Below are 20,540 nucleotides of genomic sequence, written 5' to 3' on the forward strand. Positions count from 1 at the left end.
CCATCCTTAGTTAGCGAATGTAAGAGACGATACGAACTCACGCGCCCATCGATCAGCTTCAAGGATTTGATCCAAGGAAGGCTCGTCGATAAGCTCATGAGCTTGAAGCGCCGCCTCGACGCTCGCTTCGATTTCTAAAAAGCGAATGTCCCCTTTTAAGAAACGGTCCACCGCTTGTTCGTTCGCAGCATTGAGTACTGATGGCATCGATCCACCGGCTTGACCCGCTTCAAAAGCAAGTCGTAACAACGGATAACGATCAAATGATGCATCAGCAAAGTGTAAGCGTCCGATTTCCTTTAAGTTTAACCGTTCTCCCCCTTGGATTTCAAGGCGGGACGGATATGTAAGAGCGTACTGAATCGGTTCTCGCATGTCGGGCATACCAAGCTGAGCCATGACAGCTCCATCATTGAATTCGACCATCGAGTGGATGATGGATTCACGGTGAATGACGACATCGATATCCGCATAGTCGACATCAAATAACCAGTGCGCTTCAATGACTTCGAACCCTTTGTTCATCATCGTCGCCGAATCAATCGTGATTTTTGCTCCCATCGACCAGTTCGGATGCGCGAGTGCTTGTTCGACCGTCACGTCTGCCAGTTCTTCACGGGATTGATCACGGAAGCTTCCGCCTGATGCTGTCAAGATGATTTGACGCACATCTTCTCGCCGCTCCCCGTTCAAGCATTGGAAAATCGCCGCATGTTCACTATCAACGGGTAAAATCGTCACGTTTTTTTCACGTGCGAGTTTCATGACAAGGTGCCCTGCCGTAACGAGTGTTTCTTTGTTCGCAAGACCAATCGTCTTACCCGCCTCAATCGCGGCAAGCGTTGGACGTAAACCAACAGCTCCTACGACCGCTGTAATGACCGTATCGACTTCAGGATGCGTTACGACATCAAGCAATCCTTCTTCACCGATGACGATCGTCGGCTGATAGGTTAACTGTTGCTCGAGTTCTTGACGTGTTGCCTCATCTTGGACTCCGACAAGCATCGGTTGCAAACGATTCAACCACGGTACAGCAACCGTCGTGTTGCGACCAAATGCAAAACTCGTCAATTCAAAAAGATCTGGATTAGCCGCAATGACATCAAGCGTCTGCGTACCAATCGATCCCGTTCCACCGATGATACTGATTTTCTTCATAATGAAGCGCCTCCTCAAGCAAAGATATCGAGTACGACGAGGACCGTAAAGACGATCATCATGCTGTCGAACCGATCAAGAATACCACCATGACCCGGTAGTAACGTTCCAGAATCCTTCACACCATAATGGCGTTTGTAAGCGGACTGGACCAAGTCACCAAGTTGCCCAACGACGGCAACGATGATGGCAAGGACAATGACTTTCCCAAAACCGACTGTCGGTTCGATACTTTCGAACACTACACCGAGTAAGATGGCAAGTAACACGCCACCGACTGCCCCTTCAATCGTCTTGTTCGGGCTGATTGACGGCCACAGTTTATTCTTACCAAATCGCTTCCCGACGAAGTACGCCCCTGAATCCGTAAACCAGATCAAGAGAATGATCAAGAGCGACCACGTTAATCCATGTTCAAGTAAGCGGATGTAGGCGAACGATGCAAAACCGACACCAACATAAACCGCAGTCAGCAGTAAAAAGGCGACATCATCGAACGTAAAGACATTTTTCGAAAACACGTTCCAAAAGAGACCGATCAATAAAATGATCATTGCCCAAGCGATTGGTGAAAGTCCGATTGGGAGTGTCCGATCGACTGCCTCTTCATAGATACCGACGAATGGTAATAATGTGCCGATCCCGAATAAAATCCGTGGAATGCGCGAGCCGCTCCATTGTCGCATCCGGACAAGCTCGGTATAACCGAGAATCGTTAGTACTGCCATAAACGCTAAAAAGGGAAGTCCACCGATGTACAAAAGCGCCAAAAAGATGGCGCCTGCCCATATCCCTGTGATAATCCGAGTTTTCATAAGCTAGTTCCTCATTTAATCAGACGCCGCCAAATCGGCGTGTCCGTTGATTGTAATCTTCAATTGCTGCCAAGAAAGCATCCCGACGAAACTCTGGCCACAAGACATCTGTAAAATAAAACTCTGCGTACGCCGCTTGCCAAAGTAAGAAGTTCGATAACCGTTGTTCGCCACTCGTTCGAATCACGAAATCGACATCGGTTACGGATCCTGTCATTAGCTCGCGCTCGATCGTCTCCGGTGTAATCGCATCCGGTGACAATGTTCCTGCCTGAACCTGTGCGCCCAGTTTTTGCATGACTTGTACGAGCTCATCGCGTCCTCCATAATTCAGAGCGAAAATCAGACGAAGTCCTGTATTGTGTTGCGTATCCAGTTTCGCTTGTTCCACTGCCTCACGTGTGAAATGAGGGAGGCGTGACACTTCTCCTGCTACCTCGACTTTGACATTTTGCGCGTCTAACTCTTTTAAATCCGACTCTAAAAATTGTGCCGGTAGCTTCATGAGAAAACTCACTTCTTCTTCCGGACGCGTCCAATTCTCCGTCGAGAAGGCGTATAATGTCAGACTCTTAACGCCGAGTTCATTTGCAACCCGAACGACTTCACGAATCGATTTCATACCTTCGCGATGTCCCATGATACGCGGAAGTCCGCGTTTTTGTGCCCATCTACCGTTTCCATCCATGATGATAGCGACGTGCTCAGGCACCCGGTCATAGGTTTCGGTTTCTTTCGTCTGATTCAACCATTGAAACATCCGTACTTCCTCCTCTCTCAATTATGAAGAAAGGGACTCTTCGTGTGACAAAGAGTCCCCCCCATGACGATCCGTCGCGTCATACTTCCATGATTTCTTGTTCTTTTTCCGTTGCTGTCTGATCAAGTTGTTTAACGAACTTGTCTGTCAACGTCTGAACATCTTCTGTGTATCCACGCAAATCATCTTCTGTCAATGCACCATCTTTTTCTTGTTTCTTTAACTGCTCGTTCGTATCACGACGAATGTTACGGAGGGCAACCTTACCTTCTTCCGTATACTTCTTGACGAGTTTGACGAGTTCCTTCCGACGCTCTTCCGTTAGTGGTGGAATCGCAAGACGGATGACCGTACCATCAGATGATGGCGCAAGACCAAGATCAGCACGTTGAATCGCTTTTTCAATCTCGCTGACCATTGATTTATCCCATGGAGTGATCAAGATCAGACGTGCTTCTGGTGTGTTGACGTTCGCTACTTGATTGAGCGGTGTCGGTGCACCGTAGTATTCGACTTGAACGGGATCTAAAATCGCAACGTTCGCACGACCAGCGCGGAGTGTCGCAAGTTCTTTCTTAAGTGAAAGATGTGCTTTTTCCATCCGTTCTTCGGCTTGTTTTAAAATTTCTTTTGACATATTATTTCCCCCTTACGATTGTCCCGATTTCGTCACCGATGACGACACGTTTGATGTTACCTTCTTCCATCAACGAGAAGACGATGAGCGGGATGTCATTGTCCATACAAAGTGATGTTGCTGTAGAATCCATGACTTGAAGTCCATCCTTTAAGACATCCAAGTAAGAGAGCGTTTCGAATTTCTTCGCTTCTGGATCAACATTCGGGTCAGCTGAGTACACACCATCGACGTTATTTTTCGCCATCAAGATGACCTCTGCTTCAATTTCAGCTGCACGAAGAGCAGCTGTCGTATCTGTCGAAAAGTACGGGTTCCCTGTACCTGCTGCAAAGATGACGACACGTCCTTTTTCGAGGTGACGCATCGCACGGCGACGAATGTACGGTTCTGCTACTTGGCGCATCTCGATTGATGTTTGAACACGTGTTTCAACACCTACATCTTCTAAGCTGTCTTGAAGCGCAAGCGAGTTCATGACTGTCGCTAACATCCCCATATAATCGGCGTTGGCCCGGTCCATCCCAAGTTCTGCACCTGTTTTGCCACGCCAAATGTTTCCAGCTCCGACAACGACCGCTACTTCGACGTTCAATTCAACTAATTCGCGAATCTGTTCCGAGATAGATTTGACGATGACAGGATTGATCCCAAACCCTTGATCTCCTGCGAGCGCTTCTCCGCTCAATTTTAACACAATCCGGTTATATTTCGGTTGCATGACTATGTCCCCCTTGCTAAATTCCGTAAAAAAGGAACACGAACCACTTCCACACGAAAGTGGATTGAAGCATACGTGTTCCTTCTCTTGTCATCAGGATGATCCCGATTCTTATTTTTTAAGTTGGTTCATAACTTCTTCAGCGAAGTTCTCTTCGCGTTTTTCCATACCTTCTCCAACTTCGAAGCGTACGAATGACACGACTTTACCGCCTTTAGATTCTACATATTTACCAACTTTGAAGTCTGGATCCTTGACGAACGTTTGATCGACGAGGCAGATTTCCTCGAAGAACTTGTTCATACGACCAACGATCATTTTTTCAACGATGTTAGCTGGTTTTCCTTCGTTCAATGCTTGCTCAGTGAGGACTTTTTCTTCACGTGCTTTTTCTTCTTCTGTGACAGAAGTACGGTCAACGTAAAGTGGACGTGCTGCTGCAATGTGCATTGCAACGTCTTTTGCAACTGTTTCGTCTGTCGTACCTTCGATGACGACGACTGAACCGATGCGTCCACCCATGTGGAGGTAAGAACCGAAGACTGCATCATCTGCTTTTGTGAAGAGCGCTACGCGACGGAGTGAGATTTTCTCTCCGATTGTTGAAGCTTCTTCTGAGATGTATGTGTCGATTGTTTTACCTGCTTCGTATTCAGAAGCAAGAGCAGCTTCTGCTGTCTCAGAACCGTTACGGAGAACAGCGTCTGCGATGTTTTGAACGAGTGTTTGGAAACGTTCGTTTTTCGCAACGAAGTCTGTTTCTGAGTTGATTTCGACGAGTGCCGCTTTGTTGCCGTCAACTGCAACTGCAGTCAACCCTTCAGCTGCAATACGATCGCCTTTTGCTGCTGCTTTAGCAATCCCTTTTTCACGCAAGAAATCTACTGCTGCGTTCATGTCACCGTCAGTTTCAACGAGTGCTTTTTTGCAGTCGAGCATACCTGCACCTGTTTTTTCACGAAGTTCTTTAACCATTGCTGCTGTAATAGCCATTCGATATTCCTCCTTATAACATCCTTAGTTTCAAAAAAAAGGTGATAAAAGGTCGATTCCCTTTATCACCTGGCATCACGAATTACTCAGCGTCTGCTACTACTTCTTCAGTAGTTTCAGGTGCTACGTTATCTTCGCCTTGTTTAACTTCGAGGATTGCGTCAGCCATTTTACCAGTGAGCAATTTGACTGCACGGATCGCATCGTCGTTCGCTGGGATGACGTAGTCGATTTCGTCTGGATCACAGTTAGTATCAACAATCGCAACGATTGGGATGTTGAGTTTGTGTGCTTCTGCAATCGCGATACGCTCTTTGCGTGGGTCAACGATGAAGAGTGCATCCGGAACGCCTGGCATATCTTTGATACCGCCGAGGAATTTCTCAAGACGAGTCATTTCTTTTTTAAGAATGATGACTTCTTTTTTAGGAAGAACTTCGAATGTACCGTTCTCTTCCATTTTTTCGAGTTGTTTCAAACGGTTGATACGTTTTTTGATTGTAGAGAAGTTCGTGAGAGTTCCACCCAACCAACGTTCGTTGATGAAGTATTGACCTGCACGGATCGCTTCTTCTTTCACAGTGTCTTGAGCTTGTTTTTTCGTACCAACGAAAAGAACGTTTCCGCCTTCTGACGCTACTTCACGGATGAAGTTGTATGCTTCGTCTACTTTTTTGACCGTTTTTTGAAGGTCGATGATGTAGATTCCGTTCCGTTCTGTGAAGATGTATTTTGCCATTTTTGGGTTCCAACGGCGTGTTTGGTGACCGAAGTGTACACCAGCTTCTAACAATTGTTTCATCGAGATTACTGCCATGATGAATTCCTCCTTTTGGGTTTTGGATGTCCTCCGCGATGATCGTCTGTCCAGCTAACCTATTAAAGGCACCGCAGCTGGCGATACATGCGTGCGTAATTAACACCGTAGACTAATATAGCATAAAGATTACCGAGGGGCAACCTTCGTTTGATGAGAAAGTTTAGCAATCAAAGCAACCTCGCCCGTCCCCCGATTCAAAGACCTTGCAAGCGTCTCAAGATCCGCTCCTTCTCGTAGCGCCTGCTTGACATCTGTTAACGGTGGTTCTTTTGAAATGGATCGCTCGATTTCGACGGTTTCCGAGTTCTCGTATGTAGCCGCCTTCACCATCTGTGGAGACGCGTTCGGTACTTGATCAACCTGTTCGTTCGCTTCAATTACGGATGTCTCCGTCATGGCGTTGACGTTCTCCATGAAATGAAGCAACACTTGTTCCGTCTCATTCTTTTCACGTTCCAACCGGGTAATTCGGTCTTTAAGCGCTGCCTGCTGGCGAAACAACACCAGCAGCGCATAACAGACTAGAGCAGCTAATAAAATATAAACGACAGTCATAATTCTTCCTTTCACATGGCGACACGATCTGCTAAGTAGGCACTTCCGAGCGCATTCTTCAACTTACGAAGCGCTTTTGAATGGATTTGTGAAATACGGGAAGTCGAGAGCCCGAGGACTTCTCCAATTTCAGTAAGCGTCAATTCTTCATAATAGAACAACGAGACGACAAGTTGTTCTTTTTCGGATAACCCTTCGACTTCCTCTGCCAGTTTAGCGATCAACTCCCGCATTAATAACATATCTTCCGGTGTAGCAGTATCTGGATCTAAATAGGAGACGGTCATCGCCTTCCCCTCATCCTGTAGCGTGACTGCTTCATCGATCGATAATACATTCGCAAAATAGCTTTCTGCTAAAGCACCCTTGACCTCGTCCGGTGTCATGTCGACGATGGAAGAGACTTCGTCTAATGTCGGCGTCCGTTGCAAAGATTGTTCAAGGATCTCGACGGCTGCCTCGACCCGTTTTGCTTTTTCCCGTAAGGAACGTGGTAACCAATCGATTTTACGAAGCCCATCTAAAATAGCTCCTCGAATCCGAAAGGCGGCATACGTGTCGAATTTATTATTATGATTTTGATCGAATTTTTGAAGCGCATCGTACAATCCCATCATCCCTAAACTTTTCAACTCGTCTCGATCGACACTTTTAGGCAACGTCGCACTTAAACGCTGAACATGGTATTGAACAAGTGGTTCATAATTGTGAAGTAACAGGTCTGCCACCGCAATATCGCGTGTGGTCAGCCATCGATCCCAAAGTTGTTGTAATTCCTCACGCATGACCATTCCTCCTCTAGATTTCCAGCGTCCCGACATTCACCGTCCGGATGACGAGACGCCCTGATTGTGAGTGGAACTCGATCGTTCGTCCATTCGTGCCGCCAACATCTTCGGCAACGAGTGGAATTTTGACTTGTTGAAGCATTGCTTTGACCGCAGCGATGTTTCGCTCACCAATCCGCATTGATTCATGTTCATACTTAAATTGAAACATCTGAGCCCCTCCCGCAATCTTCGCACGTAATCGGATGGCTCCACTTGCTCGTAATTCGCGGGCTACCTCTAGAATTGCCGTATCCGCGAACTTTCCGACTTCAAGCTCCCGATTCCGACTGATCGCTGAATCAGGCAACATGACATGCGCCATACTCGATAACCCTCGTTCCTGGTCATAGATGACAACGCCTACGCACGATCCAAGACCCGCTGTCCGTAAAATGACGGGGCGTTTACTGATGGCGTACTCCGCAATCCCAATCCGTACGATTTCATCCATTCAAGTCCACACCCAATCGTTCGAAGACCGTCTGAAAGGCGTTCGCTTCAGGCAACAAAAGTAAATGTCCGGTCAAATCGTTTCCTGCACTAGACAAGTGCGTGTCGATATAGACAGCCATATTGCCTGGAGTCGTAGATTCAAGTAAGGCTACTTCAAGTAACGCACCAACCATATCAAACGCTGATGCAGGAACACTGACATGTAACGATAAATCAAGCCAATCGGAGATAGCCCGAGCATATGCTCCTATTAAAATATTCCCAATTTCTTCCCAAGCAGAAACCCCCATTTCGTGGGAATCGGAAAAAAAGTGGAATTCCGTCTGCATCAATTGGCTCACGAGCTTCTCTGCATCACGAAGTGGCATCAAAAAAAGTAACGTTGCTTGAATATCGCCAGAAAAACGTAACAATGCACCAGCGGTATACGTTTCCGCTCCTCCACTTCGCTCGATGATCGTCGTGAAATCCTCAAGTTCAGCGGAAGGTACCTCGATCTCAATCGGTTGTCCAAGTAAGGTCGAAAGTGCTGTCGCTGCGTGACCAGCTCCAATGTTGCCGACTTCCCGTAAAATGTCCCGTTCGTTTGGATTAAGCATGAACGATGTCCTCAAATAAGCGATTCGGTTCAATCAACGAAAATAATTGCTGATCGCCTTTTGCGACTGCAGTCAAATACGAGGCATCCTCCTGCTTTTGTTCACTGAGCGGTTCAATCCGAACATCCGTTGATTCGACGACTTCGTTTGCCCGGTCGACGATGAATCCAGCGTCCCCATGCTCCAAAGTGGCGATGATGATACGTGTTTCTTCCGTTTCTTCCATTAATTCGAATCCAAGACGGGCACGCAGGTCAATCACGGGGGTGACGACACCTCGCAAATTGATGACTCCTTTGACATAAGATGCAGCGTTCGGAATCCGTGTGATCGGGATGAGCCGTTCGATTGAACGAACAGACTGTACATCAATACCGTATGCATTATCTTCTAATTGAAAAACAACCCATTTTTGTTCCATCTTCGTTCCCCTCACTTCCGTAATAGTGCATTGCTGTCAATGATCAATGCGACCTGTCCGTCTCCAAGAATCGTCGCGCCAGAAATGGCACGGATGCCTTCTAGATAACTACCGAGTGGCTTCATGACGATCTCCTGTTGACCGATCAATTCGGATACGATCAACCCTGCTAATTTTTCGCCACTCCGGACGACGACGACCGAATAGGCTTCTGCCTCATGTTGTGGCAATCCGTAAACTTCATTCAGCGAAATAAGTGGAACCAATTGTCCACGGAAATCAAATACTTTTTCCCGGTGCGCTTGCAGGATCGCCGATTTACGTAAAGATGTCGTCTCGATGATGGCAGTCAGTGGAATTGCATACGTTTCTTGTCCGAGCTCAACGAGCATGGCTGAGATGATCGAGAGCGTCAATGGTAAACTGATACGGAAAATCGTTCCTTCTCCGCGGCGTGTCTCAACGAACACTTCTCCACCCAATGATTCGATCTTCGATTTGACGACGTCGAGACCAACACCACGACCAGACAAGTCCGTGACTTCTTCTGCTGTCGAGAAACCAGGTGCGAATAACAGCATCGAAGCCTCTTCGATCGTTAATTGCATCGCTTCTTCTTCTGTGATCAATCCTTTTTCAATCGCAATCCGTGTGACACGTTCGTGATTGATACCTGCTCCATCATCTTCAATCTCGATGAAGACTCGGTTTCCTGAATGGTAGGCACGAAGCGAAAGATTTCCTTCGACCGGCTTATTCGCTAAAATCCGTTCCGCTTTGTTTTCAATTCCATGATCGATCGCATTACGGATCAAGTGGACAAGTGGATCACCAATCTCATCGATGACTGTGCGATCAAGTTCCGTCTCAGCACCTGTAATGTGTAGTTTGATATGTTTTCCGACATCCTTCGAAACGGAACGCACCATTCGTGGGAAGCGGTTGAATACTTGTTCGATCGGCATCATTCGTAACGTTAAAACGAGTGATTGCAATTCGTTCGTGCCCCGTTTGATCCGTTCGACCGTATCTGTCAATTCCGGTGAGCTGACTTCTGCTGCAATACGCTCCAAACGTCCGCGGTCGATGATGAACTCTTCGAACAGATTCATCAAACGATCAATCCGCTCGAGATTGACACGAATCGTTTTCGAAGCGACAGGCACAGATAGATCTGTCTGTTCTGGTGAATCCGGTGAAGCTATTGGTGCAGGTACTGATGTCGCAACCGGCACTTCCTGTGGAAGGGTGGATGTCGCCACCTCTGCTTCTGGTGTTGCTTCGAACACGTCCATCGTTACTGTTGCGACTTCAGAAACCGAGGCAACCGCCTCTTGAATGACCGATTGCTCTTGTTGTGTCACGAATAAAACAGAGAATGACGTCTCAAAATGTTCTTGCTCCAGTTCATCAGATGTCGGATTCGACAAAATGACATCTCCGAGCTGTTGTAAACGATCAAAGACCATGTAGACACGTGCCGCTTTTAAGATGACGTCTGCTGAAAGTTCGACTTGGACGATATAGGCTTGATAACCGGACGCAATCGATTGTTTGACGACCGCTTCCGAATAGACATCACATTCGAATGTTGATGGTGCAGTTGATGGCGTAACCGAAATGATCTCTTCTTGTTCGGGACGAATGAACTGCTGTAATCGTCTCACTGTTTCCGTAACGTCAAGTTTCCCTTTTCCACCGCGACTGATGTCTTCTACCATCGTTTCCAGTTGCTCAGCAGCAACGAATAGGACATCGATCAACTCAGCTGTAGCGGGTTGTTTCTTTGATCTGACTAAATCAAGGGCGCTCTCCATCTCATGCGTCAAATCAGCGATCGCATCATATCCCATCGTTCCTGCCATCCCTTTTAGCGTATGGGCAGAACGGAAAATTTGATCGATGACCGCTTCATCGTCTAATCGTTCTTCAAAAACCAATAAGCTTGTGTTAATAGCTTGTAAATGCTCCATCGACTCATCGAGGAACAACCCCACATATTCATTTAAGTCCATGACTGATACCCTCCTTTAATCTTAACGGACATGATCTTTTCGTTTTTTCAGACGATGTAACAATCGATCTAAAAACTTCCGTTCTTTGACTTGTACACCTGTTAGAGACGTCGTGATATGATCGAGTCGCCAACTGACGTCACTCGTTCGATCCATCAAGTAAAATGGCATCTGTGCCTTGACTGCTTTGACGACTGTCGGATCTTCCGGCAAAAAACCGGTAAAGCGCAGTGGCTTTTGTAAAAATTGTTGGCTGACGAGCGCTAGTCGATCAAACGTTTCAAGTGCTTCTCCACCATTCGTCGCCCGATTGACGACTACGGAAATCGGAAGATCCGTCGCATGATGGTGTGCCAGTTTGACGAACGCATAACCGTCCATGATTGAAGTCGGCTCTGGCGTGACGATCAACCAGGCTTCGTCTGCACTACTGATAAAATCGAACGTCTGATGATTGGCGCCGGCTCCTAAATCGAGCAACACAAAATCATACTCATAGAAAAATTGGAATTCCCGCAGTAGGAACACGACATCCTCCTTCGTCAGATTCGTCAGTTCCGCAAATCCACTCCCGCCATGAATGAAATGAAGGGATGGCGACTGTTCAACGATTGCGTGCTGGAGTGATTCTCGTCGTTTGACGCATTCCATCAAGGATGACTTCGATGATTTACCGAATAGAATACCAATGTTCGCCATCCCGATATCAAGATCAATCAAGAGTACTCGTTTGTCTTGTAACGATAATGCCACGCCAAGATTCACCGCGACATTCGTTTTTCCGACGCCACCTTTTCCACTCACGATGGCAATCGTCTTCGTTTCCTTGACGGTCACTTTTGATCGTAAGACACGTGCTTGATCTTCTCGCATCATCTCATCCCTCTCTCGACGATCATTCGGGATAACTCATCCGCCGTAGCGAACGTGATGTCTTCTGGCACTTCTTGACCCGTTGTCACGCAATAGATTGGTAACTCCGTCTCTGTCATAAGTCCAAACATCGACCACAGTTCACTTGTTTCATCTGCTTTCGAAAATACGATCCCTGATAAGGGAATCTTACTGAAACGATCGTGGATCTGTAATAAATCTCGATATTTCGATGTCAAACTAAGAACTAAAAATACATCCGTATCCTCAAAGTCATGACGACTTCGTAATTGCTCTACATATGCTTCGTCAAGGAAATTCCGTCCCGCTGTATCGACAAGTACGATGTCGCATGACGTTAGCGCCTGCTTCGCTCGTTCGAAATCTTCCAGGTCGTATGCAACATGAATCGGAATACCTAATATGTCGGCATATGTCTTCAGTTGTTCAATCGCTGAGATCCGGTATGTATCGGTTGTGATGAGACCGACTCGTTGATTTTTGATGAGCGTATGATGCGCAGCGAGTTTAGCGATGGTTGTCGTCTTTCCGACGCCAGTTGGTCCTGTTAACATGACATAACGTGCAGTCGACGGCGTCACGCGCAATGCCGACTTCACTTCTTCCGTCAAGAGATCGGTTAATTCCGTTTGCTGCGTTTGATAATACGCAGTTAGTAATCGCTCATGCAATCGTTCAGACACTTGTTGTAACGCTGGTTCTGCCAACAGCGGCGCATAATGTCGCAATTCTTTTGGCAATGGTCGTTCGCCGACCGTAACGATCGTCGGACGCACGGGGATCGGTTGGATGGTTTCCACAATGTCCTTCCGACTCGTTGCTTGCTTCGAGACGATCGGTTCGTTCGACACATGTTCATCCACCGATGCAACCAGTTCCACTTTTTTCTTCGCAAATAAGCCAAAGAATCCGCCCACTTTGATATGGCGAGTATTTAATATGATGGCATCGTTACCGAGTTCGCGTTTGATGCGTTCCATGGCTTCGCTAACGGAATCCGCCGTGACTTTTTTGACTATCATCGCTTAAATCACCCCAATACTCTTAACTTCAATCGTCGGCATTAATTCGTTATAAGACAAAATCGGAATATCTGGAAAATACCGTTCTGTCAATTGACGGACGAACATCCGGATACTTGGAGAAGTCAGGATGATCGGATGCGCCCCGTACCGTTCGAATTCCGCTGCCCTCTCTTGCAATGTCTCGATGAAACGTGTCGCTTTTTCGGGATCAAGCGCTAAATAATTTCCGAACTCCGTCTTTTGGATGGCCGACTGGATATCCAGTTCCATCTCACTCGAGACCGTCACGACATGTAAGACATCTCCTTGCATGACTTGTTCCGTAATTTGACGCGATAAGGATTGACGGACATATTCAGCAAGCAGTTCGCTGTCTTTCGTCACAGCTGCATAGTCCGCGAGCGTTTCGAAAATCAATGGTAGATTTCGAATCGAGACTTTTTCTTTTAATAATTGAACGAATACTTTTTGAAGTTCCCCGATTGATAACAGTTGTGGTGTTACTTCCTCGACCAAAATCGGATGGGATTCCTTCAAATGATCAACCAACTGTTTCGTCTCTTCTCGACCGAGTAACTCAGCTGCATGTTTCTTCAAGAGCTCCGTTAAATGTGTCGCAACGACGGATGGTGGATCAACGACCGTATAGCCTGACATCTCTGCTCGACTGCGTGTCTGTTCATCGATCCAGAGCGCCGGCATACCGAAGGCTGGCTCAACCGTCTCAATACCTCGAATTTCTGGATCATCGACACCCGGGCTCATCGCTAAATAATGATCCAGTAATAGCTCACCACTTGCCATCTCACTTCCGCGAATCTTGATTCGGTACTGGTTCGGTGATAACTGCAGATGATCACGAATCCGAACGGTCGGTAGAACGAATCCAAGTTCGAGTGCTAGCTGCCGACGAATCATGACGACACGATCGAGTAAATCGCCACCTTGCGCTTCATCAGCGAGTGGAATCAAACCGTAACCGAATTCAAATTCAATCGTATCGACATTCAGTAAGGAAATGACCGATTCACTCGAACGCAAGTTTTCGCTCGGCGCTTCCTCAACGGCGACCTCTTCTTGCATCGTCTTCGTCGTCTGCTTCATTCGCCAAGCGAAGAAGCCAAATAACGCTGCAATCGGCATCGTGACGTAATCGGGAATCGCAGTAAATAGCCCGAGTAAGAAGATTGCTCCAGCTGCGATTCCGACAAGTAATGGTGTGCGTGTCAATTGACCGATGACATCTTCACCAAGATTTCCGTCGGATGTCGAGCGCGTGACGATGATTCCGGTCGCAACCGAAATCAACAGTGCTGGAATCTGACTGACGAGACCGTCCCCAACTGTTAACAACGTATACAATTTGACTGACTCCGCCATCGGTAAGCCTTGCTGAACGACACCGATGATCATTCCGAAGATCAAGTTAATGATGACGATGATGATACCAGCGATCGCATCTCCTTTAACGAACTTCGAGGCCCCGTCCATCGCCCCATAAAAGTCTGCTTCCGATTGAATTTTTTGGCGGCGGGTCCGGGCTTGCACTTCGTCAATCATGCCGGAGTTCAAGTCGGCGTCGATTGCCATCTGTTTTCCGGGCATCGCATCAAGCGTAAAACGTGCCGACACTTCCGAAACTCGTTCCGAACCTTTCGTGATGACGAGGAACTGGATCAAGACGAGAATCAAGAAGACGACGAATCCGACGAGCGCATTTCCGCCGACGACGAAGTCACCGAATGCTTCAATGACTTCGCCACCATTTCCGTTTGATAGGATCGCCCGTGTCGTCGAGACGTTAAGTGCCAGACGAAACAAGGTGACGATCAATAACAACGTCGGAAATACAGAAAACTCAAGTGCCTCTTTGGCATTCATCGCAACGAGTAATACCATCAAAGCAATTAAGATATTGATGATGATTAAAAAATCGAGCATGATAGCGGGCAGTGGAATGACGAGCATGAAGACGATCATGATGACGCCTAGCAGAACCGTTAAATCTCGTGTTGATATACTCATGATGCTTCATCCTTTCATTTTGCTTGTTTCAGTTGATAGACAAAGGCGAGTGTTTCAGCGAGCGCCTGATAGAACGTTTCATCCACTGCCATACCAATCTCTGTTTGAGCGAACAACGCCCGCGCCAGCGGACGATTTTCAACAATCGGGACATCAGCTACTGTCGCCTTCTCCCGAATCCGGAACGCGACAGCATCTACGCCTTTTGCAACGACGATCGGTGCCATATGTTTTCCGTCATCGTATTGAATCGCTACCGCATAATGGGTCGGGTTCGTGATGACGACGTCGGCATTCGGTATTTCTTGCATCATCCGCCGCATCGCCATCTCCCGTTGTTGTTGTTTAATCTTTCCTTTGATTTGAGGGTCACCTTCCGTGTTCTTATGCTCATCCTTTAAATCCTGTTTACTCATTCGAATCGACTTTTCAAAATCAAATTTTTGATATGCGAAGTCCAGAATGGCTAACGCGATCAAGGCGATACTGACCGACAAACCGAGCAAAAATGTTAAATGACCAATGATAGCTAACGCATCGCCGATTGGTTCCGAGGTCAGCCTCGAAATCTCGACCTTGTTATTCCACAGAACAGTGCCACTCGTGACACCGATGACTAACAGTTTAAAAACGGATTTCAAAAACTCGACGAGTGCTTTAACGCTAACGATCCGTTTGACGCCTTGAAGCGGATTGATCCGGTCCAGCTTCGGCTGAATCGCCTCACCACTTAAGAGCACACCAATCTGAACGAAGTTTCCAAGGATCCCGATGACGACCGCTGTTAAAAAGAAGGGGGCGACTAAAATCCCCATTTGTATCAGCATCTCGACTAAAATCTGTTCAATTCGTCCCTCTTCAACAGCTTGCAGAACTTGACTTGCACTGAGACCATCTTGTAGGACGAGTACGAATCGCCGTCCTAGAAATGGACCGAAAAAATAGAGAACAAGAAACATCGCGAATAACATAAAACTACTCGTTAAATCTGCTGATTTTGCGACCTGTCCCTTTTTACGCGAGTCATCCCGCTTTCGAGGTGTCGCTTTTTCCGTCTTCTCACCAGCGAAGTACTGAAGATCAAGGCGTAATCGATATGAATGCATGTCCTTAACCTCCTAGTAATCGAATGGCGTCTGCAAGTACATCTTGCAACAATGGAACGAATCGACCGATTCCTGTGATCGTCGCTCCTGCTAATAAAAACAGAATCGCGTATCCCATTAACAGTTTGACGGAAAAACCAATCGCAAAAATGTTGAACTGGGGTGCCGTTTTCGCTAAGAAACCAAGTGCGAGATCCACTAAAAAGAGTGAAACGACAAGTGGCATCGCCATTTGTAAGGCAGTCAACATCGCAAGTCCGACGACACGGATGACCAAACTCATTCCTGCGTCGCCTGATACCGCAATCAGACTGCCCGGCGGAAAGATCTGAAAGCTCGTATAGATGCCGTCCAGTAAAATGAGATGCATATCAGAAGCGAGCAGGACGAGTAACGTCAGCATGTAATAAAATCGTCCGACGATTGGTGACTGTCCGCCAAACATCGGATCATAAGCGGAAGCCATCGCAAGACCCATCTGTAAGTCAATGATCGAACCCGCAATTTGTGGGGCGTATAATAAAAAACTGGCAAGTAAGCCAAGAGCTAGACCCACTAAGACTTCCGTTCCCATCCGAAAGAAAAAATCGAAGTCTTCTACACGAACGTCCGTCTTCACGGCGTAACTCGCAAAGTAAGCAAGACCCGCTGCAAGTGCTAATTTATGTTGCGCTGGTAATTGTCTTGATGAAAACAAAGGCGCCGCAACGAGAAAACCGACGATCCGTCCAAAGACGAGCAGAAAAACACTCAGGAAAGAAAGTAATGTCATTTTCGGGAAACCTCAGCGATTTGTTTGAATAGATCAATCGTAAAGGTCTGTAACTCCTGCATAATCCAAGGTCCAAAGAAGACGAGTGCTAAAAACACGGCAACGATCTTTGGAACAAACGATAACGTCTGTTCCTGAATCTGCGTCGTCGCCTGCAAAATACTGACGAGCAGACCGACGACGAGCGAGACGAGTAACAAGGGGGCCGATACTTTGAGTAATGTCCAGACAGCAGAACTCGCCAACTGAATAATCATTTCTTGAGTCATCTTTTCTCCCCCTAACGCATACTGACGAGCAGTGATTCAACAATCAGGTGCCAGCCATCGACTAAAATAAATAACAGCAATTTAAACGGTAACGCAATCATGACTGGCGGTAACATCATCATTCCCATCGACATCAAAACACTCGAGACGACCATGTCGATGACAAGGAAAGGAATGAAGATCATGAAGCCGATTTGGAAGGCTGTCTTCAATTCACTAATCGCATATGCTGGAACGAGTGCGACGAGTGGAATATCTTCAATCTTTTCCGGTTTTTCATAATTACCGTATTTTAAGAATAGTTCTAAATCATTCGTTCGCGTGTGCTTCGACATGAAGCGTTTCATCGTATCTCCTGCTTTATCAAACGCTTCATCTTGACTAATTTTATCAGCCATGTATGGTTTTAAAGCCGTCGTGTTTAATTCCGATATGACGGGCGACATGACGAAAAGCGTAATGAATAAGGCCAGTCCGACGAGTAGCTGGTTCGGCGGCGTCTGTTGTGTTCCGAGAGCCGAACGGACGAACGACAACACGACGACGACACGCGTGAAACAAGTCATTAAGATTAGTAACGAGGGCGCCAGTGATAACAACGTCAGTAATACGAGCAGTTTAATCGATGTTGCTGTTCCTGACGGAGTATCGAGTGAGATCAGGTTTTCAATCGTATTCATGAGCGCCCTCGATTCTTCTGCAGTTGCTCGAGTTGTTGTTTGAACGTCTCAAGAAATGGTGAAGGTGCTGATTTCGAAGATGCCTCTTCAAGATCCGTCGGTTCGTATCCCTCTAAATCGTCCAGCGTGTCTAAGAGTTGCACGTTCTCACCAACACCGACGACATAAATCTTATCCTGCACTTTCACTAACTGAACCGATCGATCCTTACCAAGTGGTACACCACCTAGATGGGTCAATCGTCCGGAATGTCTGACGCCTCGCGTCCGCTCGTGAATAAAACGTGTCACGAGGATGAATCCGCCGATCAAGACGACGAGAACGACGACTCCTTTAAAGATGGTCAATGCCATGGAAGGACTCTCATCGACTTGCTGAGTCGTCGGTGCATCGTTCTTGGTTGGATTTAATTTTTCTTCGACCGTTTCAGCCTGTACAGGAAGTGTCAGCAGAAACAGAAGACAAATCAGCAAAGTCACTTTTTTCATGACGAGACAGTTTTCGAGACCGCTTCAAGCACACGATCCGCTTGGAACGGTTTGACGATGAAATCTTTTGCACCTGCTTGAATCGCGTCGATGACCATCGACTGTTGCCCCATCGCTGAACACATGATGACTTTAGCGGCAGGATTGAATGCTTTGATTTCTTTAAGCGCAGAGATTCCGTCCATCTCAGGCATCGTAATGTCTAGCGTGACGAGGTCTGGTGTCAATTCCTTATACTTCGTGACCGCTTCGCGTCCGTTTTCTGCTTCACCGACGACATCATAGCCGTTCTTCGATAGAATTTCCTTGATCATCATCCGCATGAAAGCGGCGTCGTCTACGATTAATACTTTTGCACTCATATTAGTTCCTCCTTAGAACATCCGAAGACGTTCTTTTGTATTTACGATTTCCGTAATGCGTACACCGAAATTCTCTTCGATGACGACCACTTCACCCGTTGCGATCAATGTATTGTTGACAAGAACGTCAACTGGTTCCCCTGCCAGTTTATCCAGCTCGATGACAGAACCTTGTGTTAATTCCAATATGTCACGAACGGAGCGGCGTGTCCGTCCTAACTCAACCGTGACGTTCAACGGAACATCATATAACATTCCGATATTTCCTGGCGTGCCCTCTACTTCCATCTCACCTAACTGACTAAATTGAACTGGACTGACACCGACTGGCGTTGCTTTCGGTTCAGGTGGTGGGACGACCGTTCGTTGTTCCATCGCTGGTGCCGGTGTCGGTTGCGCTTGTGGTTGTGGTTGTTCTGGTTGCGCTTGTGCCGTTGCTTGTGGTGCAGGTTCTGCTTGTTGAGTCGTACTCGCGCTAAAGAGTTTTTGAATCAATTGTTTCGAGAAATCCAGTGGTGCTAATTGAACGATTTTTGAATCGATCATCGTGCCAATCTTCAGATCAAACTCGATGATGACCATGTTCTCCCAAAGAGAAAAGCTATCGACAATGCTCTTATCTTGTGAAAAATCAAAAATTTCAACAGCAGGTGGTGAGATATCGATTCGCATGGAGAACACTGTCGACATCGATGTCGCAGCAGCTCCCATCATCTGATTCATCGCTTCCTGTACAGCAGATAGAGCAATCGGCTCCATCTCCAGCGATTCATCAATGACACCATCGCCTCCCATCATCAGGTTCGCGATGACAGAAGCATCTCGCTGTGTCAGGATCAGGACATTTTCTCCTTTAAATCCTTCTGTATAGCCGACACGCAACGCGACGTGCGGAATCGGATAACGACTTCGTAATTCTTCCATCGAAATCATCCGAACATGTGGTGTCGTGATTTCTACTTTTTGATTCAACAATGCCGATAAGGCCGTTGCTGAATTCCCAAGTGAGATGTTTCCGACTTCCCCTAGCGCATCGATTTCCATATCATCTAATATTTCCTCTGCGTCCGAATCTTGCGGTTCATCGTTTGATGGCGTTCCGCGTAACAACGCATCGATTTCATCTTGCGAAAGCATATCGCTCATGTTATTCCTCCTCAATTCGTTGTAAGACTTGCAAAGCGAGGTGTTTCCCATTTAGTCCCGGTCGGGCTTTGAACATCTTCCGGTCATCGACGAATACATCGACGGCATCCGAGGCTCGCGTCTTCAGGGATAAACAATCGCCTACTTCGAGGTGTAACAATTCACCAAACGATAGCTCTGTTTGGCCGAGCACTGCTTTTAAATCGACGACGGAACTCATCAACTGCGTTTGCATGTGTTCAGACTCTTGATTATCTGCTGTCGTTCGCTTTTCTTGTTGCATCCAATAATGACTTGATAATTTCGGAAGAACGGATTCAAGGGTCACGAATGGCAAACAGACATTCAACGTACCGCTCACTTCTCCAACCGTTACGTAAATCGATACGAGGATGACCGTCTCATTCGGAGAAACGAGCTGTAGAAACTGCGGATTGATTTCTAAATCGTCGTACTCCGCCTCGACTTCCGTCACCGATTCCCAAGCGGCGCCATATTGGACGAAGGCACGTTTGAACAATTGTGTCAGAATACGCGTCTCGATCTCCGTCAAATTTTCAATCTTGTTCATCCCTTCACCCGGTCCTCCAAGTAATCGATCGAGCATCGCATAAGCAATGTTCGGATTGACTTCGAACAAGACTTTTCCATCAAGCGGATGAAGGTTCACAAGATTGATCAATGTCATGTTCGGAATAGAATGAATGAATTCATCGTACGGGAGTTGCTCGACTGTATTGACCGTGAACTGGACGTACGTCCGAAGTTGTGCAGAAAAATGCGTCGTCAACACTCGGGCGAACTGTTCATGGATACGCGTCAAATTCCGTAATTGATCTTTTGAGAAGCGAAGCGCTCGTTTAAAGTCATAGACTTTGACACGGCGCTGCTCCTCTTGGCTTCGGATTTCCTCGACTTCCATATCTCCGCTTGAAATGGCTGATAGCAAGGCATCGATTTCATGTTGGGATAATACTTCGCTCATGCTGCCAC

Annotated in this window: 24 protein-coding genes; all 24 read right to left on the bottom strand. The window is 46.9% G+C overall.

What is annotated here, in order from left to right:
* Positions 1-6 precede the first annotated feature (6 nt).
* The 24 genes from KNQ09_RS06895 to fliM all read right to left on the bottom strand — a co-directional run bounded on the left by KNQ09_RS06895 (position 7) and on the right by fliM (position 20,532).
* The gene (locus tag KNQ09_RS06895; protein WP_058704866.1) at positions 7-1,161 is read right to left on the bottom strand and encodes a 1-deoxy-D-xylulose-5-phosphate reductoisomerase; all 1,155 of its coding nucleotides are present in this window, start codon (positions 1,159-1,161) and stop codon (positions 7-9) included.
* 14 nt (positions 1,162-1,175) lie between these two features.
* Positions 1,176-1,976: a phosphatidate cytidylyltransferase gene (locus KNQ09_RS06900; RefSeq protein WP_023468689.1), complete on the bottom strand. Its 801-nt coding sequence runs from the start codon at positions 1,974-1,976 to the stop codon at positions 1,176-1,178.
* A 19-nt stretch (positions 1,977-1,995) separates the two neighbouring features.
* Positions 1,996-2,736, bottom strand: a complete 741-nt coding sequence (locus tag KNQ09_RS06905; protein WP_029342046.1) for an undecaprenyl pyrophosphate synthase — start codon at positions 2,734-2,736, stop codon at positions 1,996-1,998.
* Positions 2,737-2,815: 79 nt separating this feature from the next.
* On the bottom strand, positions 2,816-3,373 hold the full coding sequence (gene frr / locus KNQ09_RS06910) for a ribosome recycling factor (protein WP_058704863.1): 558 nt from the start codon (positions 3,371-3,373) through the stop codon (positions 2,816-2,818).
* A gap of 1 nt (position 3,374) precedes the next feature.
* Positions 3,375-4,094: a UMP kinase gene (gene pyrH, locus KNQ09_RS06915; protein WP_029342047.1), complete on the bottom strand. Its 720-nt coding sequence runs from the start codon at positions 4,092-4,094 to the stop codon at positions 3,375-3,377.
* A 111-nt stretch (positions 4,095-4,205) separates the two neighbouring features.
* Complete coding sequence (gene tsf, locus KNQ09_RS06920; protein ID WP_023468693.1) at positions 4,206-5,087, bottom strand: translation elongation factor Ts; 882 nt, start codon at positions 5,085-5,087, stop codon at positions 4,206-4,208.
* 82 nt (positions 5,088-5,169) lie between these two features.
* On the bottom strand, positions 5,170-5,904 hold the full coding sequence (gene rpsB / locus KNQ09_RS06925; protein WP_012370721.1) for a 30S ribosomal protein S2: 735 nt from the start codon (positions 5,902-5,904) through the stop codon (positions 5,170-5,172).
* 129 nt (positions 5,905-6,033) lie between these two features.
* On the bottom strand, positions 6,034-6,462 hold the full coding sequence (locus KNQ09_RS06930; protein WP_214858007.1) for a hypothetical protein: 429 nt from the start codon (positions 6,460-6,462) through the stop codon (positions 6,034-6,036).
* An 11-nt stretch (positions 6,463-6,473) separates the two neighbouring features.
* Positions 6,474-7,247: a FliA/WhiG family RNA polymerase sigma factor gene (locus tag KNQ09_RS06935; RefSeq protein ID WP_047393832.1), complete on the bottom strand. Its 774-nt coding sequence runs from the start codon at positions 7,245-7,247 to the stop codon at positions 6,474-6,476.
* Positions 7,248-7,260: 13 nt separating this feature from the next.
* A complete protein-coding gene (locus tag KNQ09_RS06940; RefSeq protein WP_029342052.1) occupies positions 7,261-7,743 on the bottom strand; it encodes a chemotaxis protein CheD in 483 nt (160 codons plus the stop codon).
* A complete protein-coding gene (locus KNQ09_RS06945) occupies positions 7,736-8,344 on the bottom strand; it encodes a chemotaxis protein CheC (RefSeq protein WP_029342053.1) in 609 nt (202 codons plus the stop codon). Before KNQ09_RS06945 ends, KNQ09_RS06940 begins: the two co-directional genes overlap by 8 nt.
* Positions 8,337-8,765: a chemotaxis protein CheW gene (locus KNQ09_RS06950; protein WP_029342054.1), complete on the bottom strand. Its 429-nt coding sequence runs from the start codon at positions 8,763-8,765 to the stop codon at positions 8,337-8,339. The genes KNQ09_RS06945 and KNQ09_RS06950 overlap by 8 nt, the downstream gene beginning before the upstream one ends.
* Positions 8,766-8,776: 11 nt before the next feature.
* Positions 8,777-10,780, bottom strand: a complete 2,004-nt coding sequence (locus KNQ09_RS06955; RefSeq protein WP_133207499.1) for a chemotaxis protein CheA — start codon at positions 10,778-10,780, stop codon at positions 8,777-8,779.
* Between the two features lie 21 nt (positions 10,781-10,801).
* Positions 10,802-11,656 (bottom strand): MinD/ParA family protein, encoded by an 855-nt coding sequence (locus tag KNQ09_RS06960; RefSeq protein WP_214858009.1) that lies wholly within the window; start codon positions 11,654-11,656, stop codon positions 10,802-10,804.
* Positions 11,653-12,696: a flagellar biosynthesis protein FlhF gene (locus KNQ09_RS06965; protein WP_149427587.1), complete on the bottom strand. Its 1,044-nt coding sequence runs from the start codon at positions 12,694-12,696 to the stop codon at positions 11,653-11,655. The genes KNQ09_RS06960 and KNQ09_RS06965 overlap by 4 nt, the downstream gene beginning before the upstream one ends.
* Before the next feature lie 3 nt (positions 12,697-12,699).
* The gene (flhA, locus tag KNQ09_RS06970) at positions 12,700-14,724 is read right to left on the bottom strand and encodes a flagellar biosynthesis protein FlhA (protein ID WP_214858011.1); all 2,025 of its coding nucleotides are present in this window, start codon (positions 14,722-14,724) and stop codon (positions 12,700-12,702) included.
* Positions 14,725-14,738: 14 nt separating this feature from the next.
* Entirely contained in the window at positions 14,739-15,830 is a 1,092-nt protein-coding gene (gene flhB / locus KNQ09_RS06975) for a flagellar biosynthesis protein FlhB (protein ID WP_214858013.1), read from the bottom strand.
* Between the two features lie 4 nt (positions 15,831-15,834).
* Positions 15,835-16,602, bottom strand: a complete 768-nt coding sequence (gene fliR, locus KNQ09_RS06980) for a flagellar biosynthetic protein FliR (protein ID WP_029342060.1) — start codon at positions 16,600-16,602, stop codon at positions 15,835-15,837.
* Positions 16,599-16,871 carry a flagellar biosynthesis protein FliQ gene (fliQ, locus tag KNQ09_RS06985; RefSeq protein ID WP_023468705.1) on the bottom strand — a complete coding sequence of 91 codons (273 nt, stop codon included), beginning with the start codon at positions 16,869-16,871 and terminating at the stop codon, positions 16,599-16,601. The genes fliR and fliQ overlap by 4 nt, the downstream gene beginning before the upstream one ends.
* An 11-nt stretch (positions 16,872-16,882) precedes the next feature.
* On the bottom strand, positions 16,883-17,551 hold the full coding sequence (fliP, locus tag KNQ09_RS06990; RefSeq protein WP_029342061.1) for a flagellar type III secretion system pore protein FliP: 669 nt from the start codon (positions 17,549-17,551) through the stop codon (positions 16,883-16,885).
* Positions 17,548-18,039 (bottom strand): flagellar biosynthetic protein FliO, encoded by a 492-nt coding sequence (locus tag KNQ09_RS06995; RefSeq protein WP_133207502.1) that lies wholly within the window; start codon positions 18,037-18,039, stop codon positions 17,548-17,550. Before KNQ09_RS06995 ends, fliP begins: the two co-directional genes overlap by 4 nt.
* Positions 18,036-18,401, bottom strand: a complete 366-nt coding sequence (locus KNQ09_RS07000; protein ID WP_029342063.1) for a response regulator — start codon at positions 18,399-18,401, stop codon at positions 18,036-18,038. The genes KNQ09_RS06995 and KNQ09_RS07000 overlap by 4 nt, the downstream gene beginning before the upstream one ends.
* A gap of 12 nt (positions 18,402-18,413) precedes the next feature.
* Positions 18,414-19,547, bottom strand: coding sequence for a flagellar motor switch phosphatase FliY (fliY, locus tag KNQ09_RS07005; RefSeq protein ID WP_149427590.1), 1,134 nt, complete (start codon positions 19,545-19,547; stop codon positions 18,414-18,416).
* A 1-nt stretch (position 19,548) separates the two neighbouring features.
* Complete coding sequence (fliM, locus tag KNQ09_RS07010) at positions 19,549-20,532, bottom strand: flagellar motor switch protein FliM (RefSeq protein WP_029342065.1); 984 nt, start codon at positions 20,530-20,532, stop codon at positions 19,549-19,551.
* Positions 20,533-20,540 lie beyond the last annotated feature (8 nt).

The organism is Exiguobacterium sp. s191, from assembly GCF_018618955.1.
GTDB classification, from domain to species: Bacteria; Bacillota; Bacilli; order Exiguobacteriales; family Exiguobacteriaceae; genus Exiguobacterium_A; species Exiguobacterium_A abrahamii.

Bases quoted from the DNA above. Each gene is read 5' to 3' on its own strand.
- KNQ09_RS06895 (WP_058704866.1), bottom strand. From the start codon at position 1,161: ATGAAGAAAATCAGTATCATCGGTGGAACGGGATCGATTGGTACGCAG.
- KNQ09_RS06900 (WP_023468689.1), bottom strand. From the start codon at position 1,976: ATGAAAACTCGGATTATCACAGGGATATGGGCAGGCGCCATCTTTTTG.
- KNQ09_RS06905 (WP_029342046.1), bottom strand. From the start codon at position 2,736: ATGTTTCAATGGTTGAATCAGACGAAAGAAACCGAAACCTATGACCGG.
- frr (WP_058704863.1), bottom strand. From the start codon at position 3,373: ATGTCAAAAGAAATTTTAAAACAAGCCGAAGAACGGATGGAAAAAGCA.
- pyrH (WP_029342047.1), bottom strand. From the start codon at position 4,094: ATGCAACCGAAATATAACCGGATTGTGTTAAAATTGAGCGGAGAAGCG.
- tsf (WP_023468693.1), bottom strand. From the start codon at position 5,087: ATGGCTATTACAGCAGCAATGGTTAAAGAACTTCGTGAAAAAACAGGT.
- rpsB (WP_012370721.1), bottom strand. From the start codon at position 5,904: ATGGCAGTAATCTCGATGAAACAATTGTTAGAAGCTGGTGTACACTTC.
- KNQ09_RS06930 (WP_214858007.1), bottom strand. From the start codon at position 6,462: ATGACTGTCGTTTATATTTTATTAGCTGCTCTAGTCTGTTATGCGCTG.
- KNQ09_RS06935 (WP_047393832.1), bottom strand. From the start codon at position 7,247: ATGCGTGAGGAATTACAACAACTTTGGGATCGATGGCTGACCACACGC.
- KNQ09_RS06940 (WP_029342052.1), bottom strand. From the start codon at position 7,743: ATGGATGAAATCGTACGGATTGGGATTGCGGAGTACGCCATCAGTAAA.
- KNQ09_RS06945 (WP_029342053.1), bottom strand. From the start codon at position 8,344: ATGCTTAATCCAAACGAACGGGACATTTTACGGGAAGTCGGCAACATT.
- KNQ09_RS06950 (WP_029342054.1), bottom strand. From the start codon at position 8,765: ATGGAACAAAAATGGGTTGTTTTTCAATTAGAAGATAATGCATACGGT.
- KNQ09_RS06955 (WP_133207499.1), bottom strand. From the start codon at position 10,780: ATGGACTTAAATGAATATGTGGGGTTGTTCCTCGATGAGTCGATGGAG.
- KNQ09_RS06960 (WP_214858009.1), bottom strand. From the start codon at position 11,656: ATGATGCGAGAAGATCAAGCACGTGTCTTACGATCAAAAGTGACCGTC.
- KNQ09_RS06965 (WP_149427587.1), bottom strand. From the start codon at position 12,696: ATGATAGTCAAAAAAGTCACGGCGGATTCCGTTAGCGAAGCCATGGAA.
- flhA (WP_214858011.1), bottom strand. From the start codon at position 14,724: ATGAGTATATCAACACGAGATTTAACGGTTCTGCTAGGCGTCATCATG.
- flhB (WP_214858013.1), bottom strand. From the start codon at position 15,830: ATGCATTCATATCGATTACGCCTTGATCTTCAGTACTTCGCTGGTGAG.
- fliR (WP_029342060.1), bottom strand. From the start codon at position 16,602: ATGACATTACTTTCTTTCCTGAGTGTTTTTCTGCTCGTCTTTGGACGG.
- fliQ (WP_023468705.1), bottom strand. From the start codon at position 16,871: ATGACTCAAGAAATGATTATTCAGTTGGCGAGTTCTGCTGTCTGGACA.
- fliP (WP_029342061.1), bottom strand. From the start codon at position 17,551: ATGAATACGATTGAAAACCTGATCTCACTCGATACTCCGTCAGGAACA.
- KNQ09_RS06995 (WP_133207502.1), bottom strand. From the start codon at position 18,039: ATGAAAAAAGTGACTTTGCTGATTTGTCTTCTGTTTCTGCTGACACTT.
- KNQ09_RS07000 (WP_029342063.1), bottom strand. From the start codon at position 18,401: ATGAGTGCAAAAGTATTAATCGTAGACGACGCCGCTTTCATGCGGATG.
- fliY (WP_149427590.1), bottom strand. From the start codon at position 19,547: ATGAGCGATATGCTTTCGCAAGATGAAATCGATGCGTTGTTACGCGGA.
- fliM (WP_029342065.1), bottom strand. From the start codon at position 20,532: ATGAGCGAAGTATTATCCCAACATGAAATCGATGCCTTGCTATCAGCC.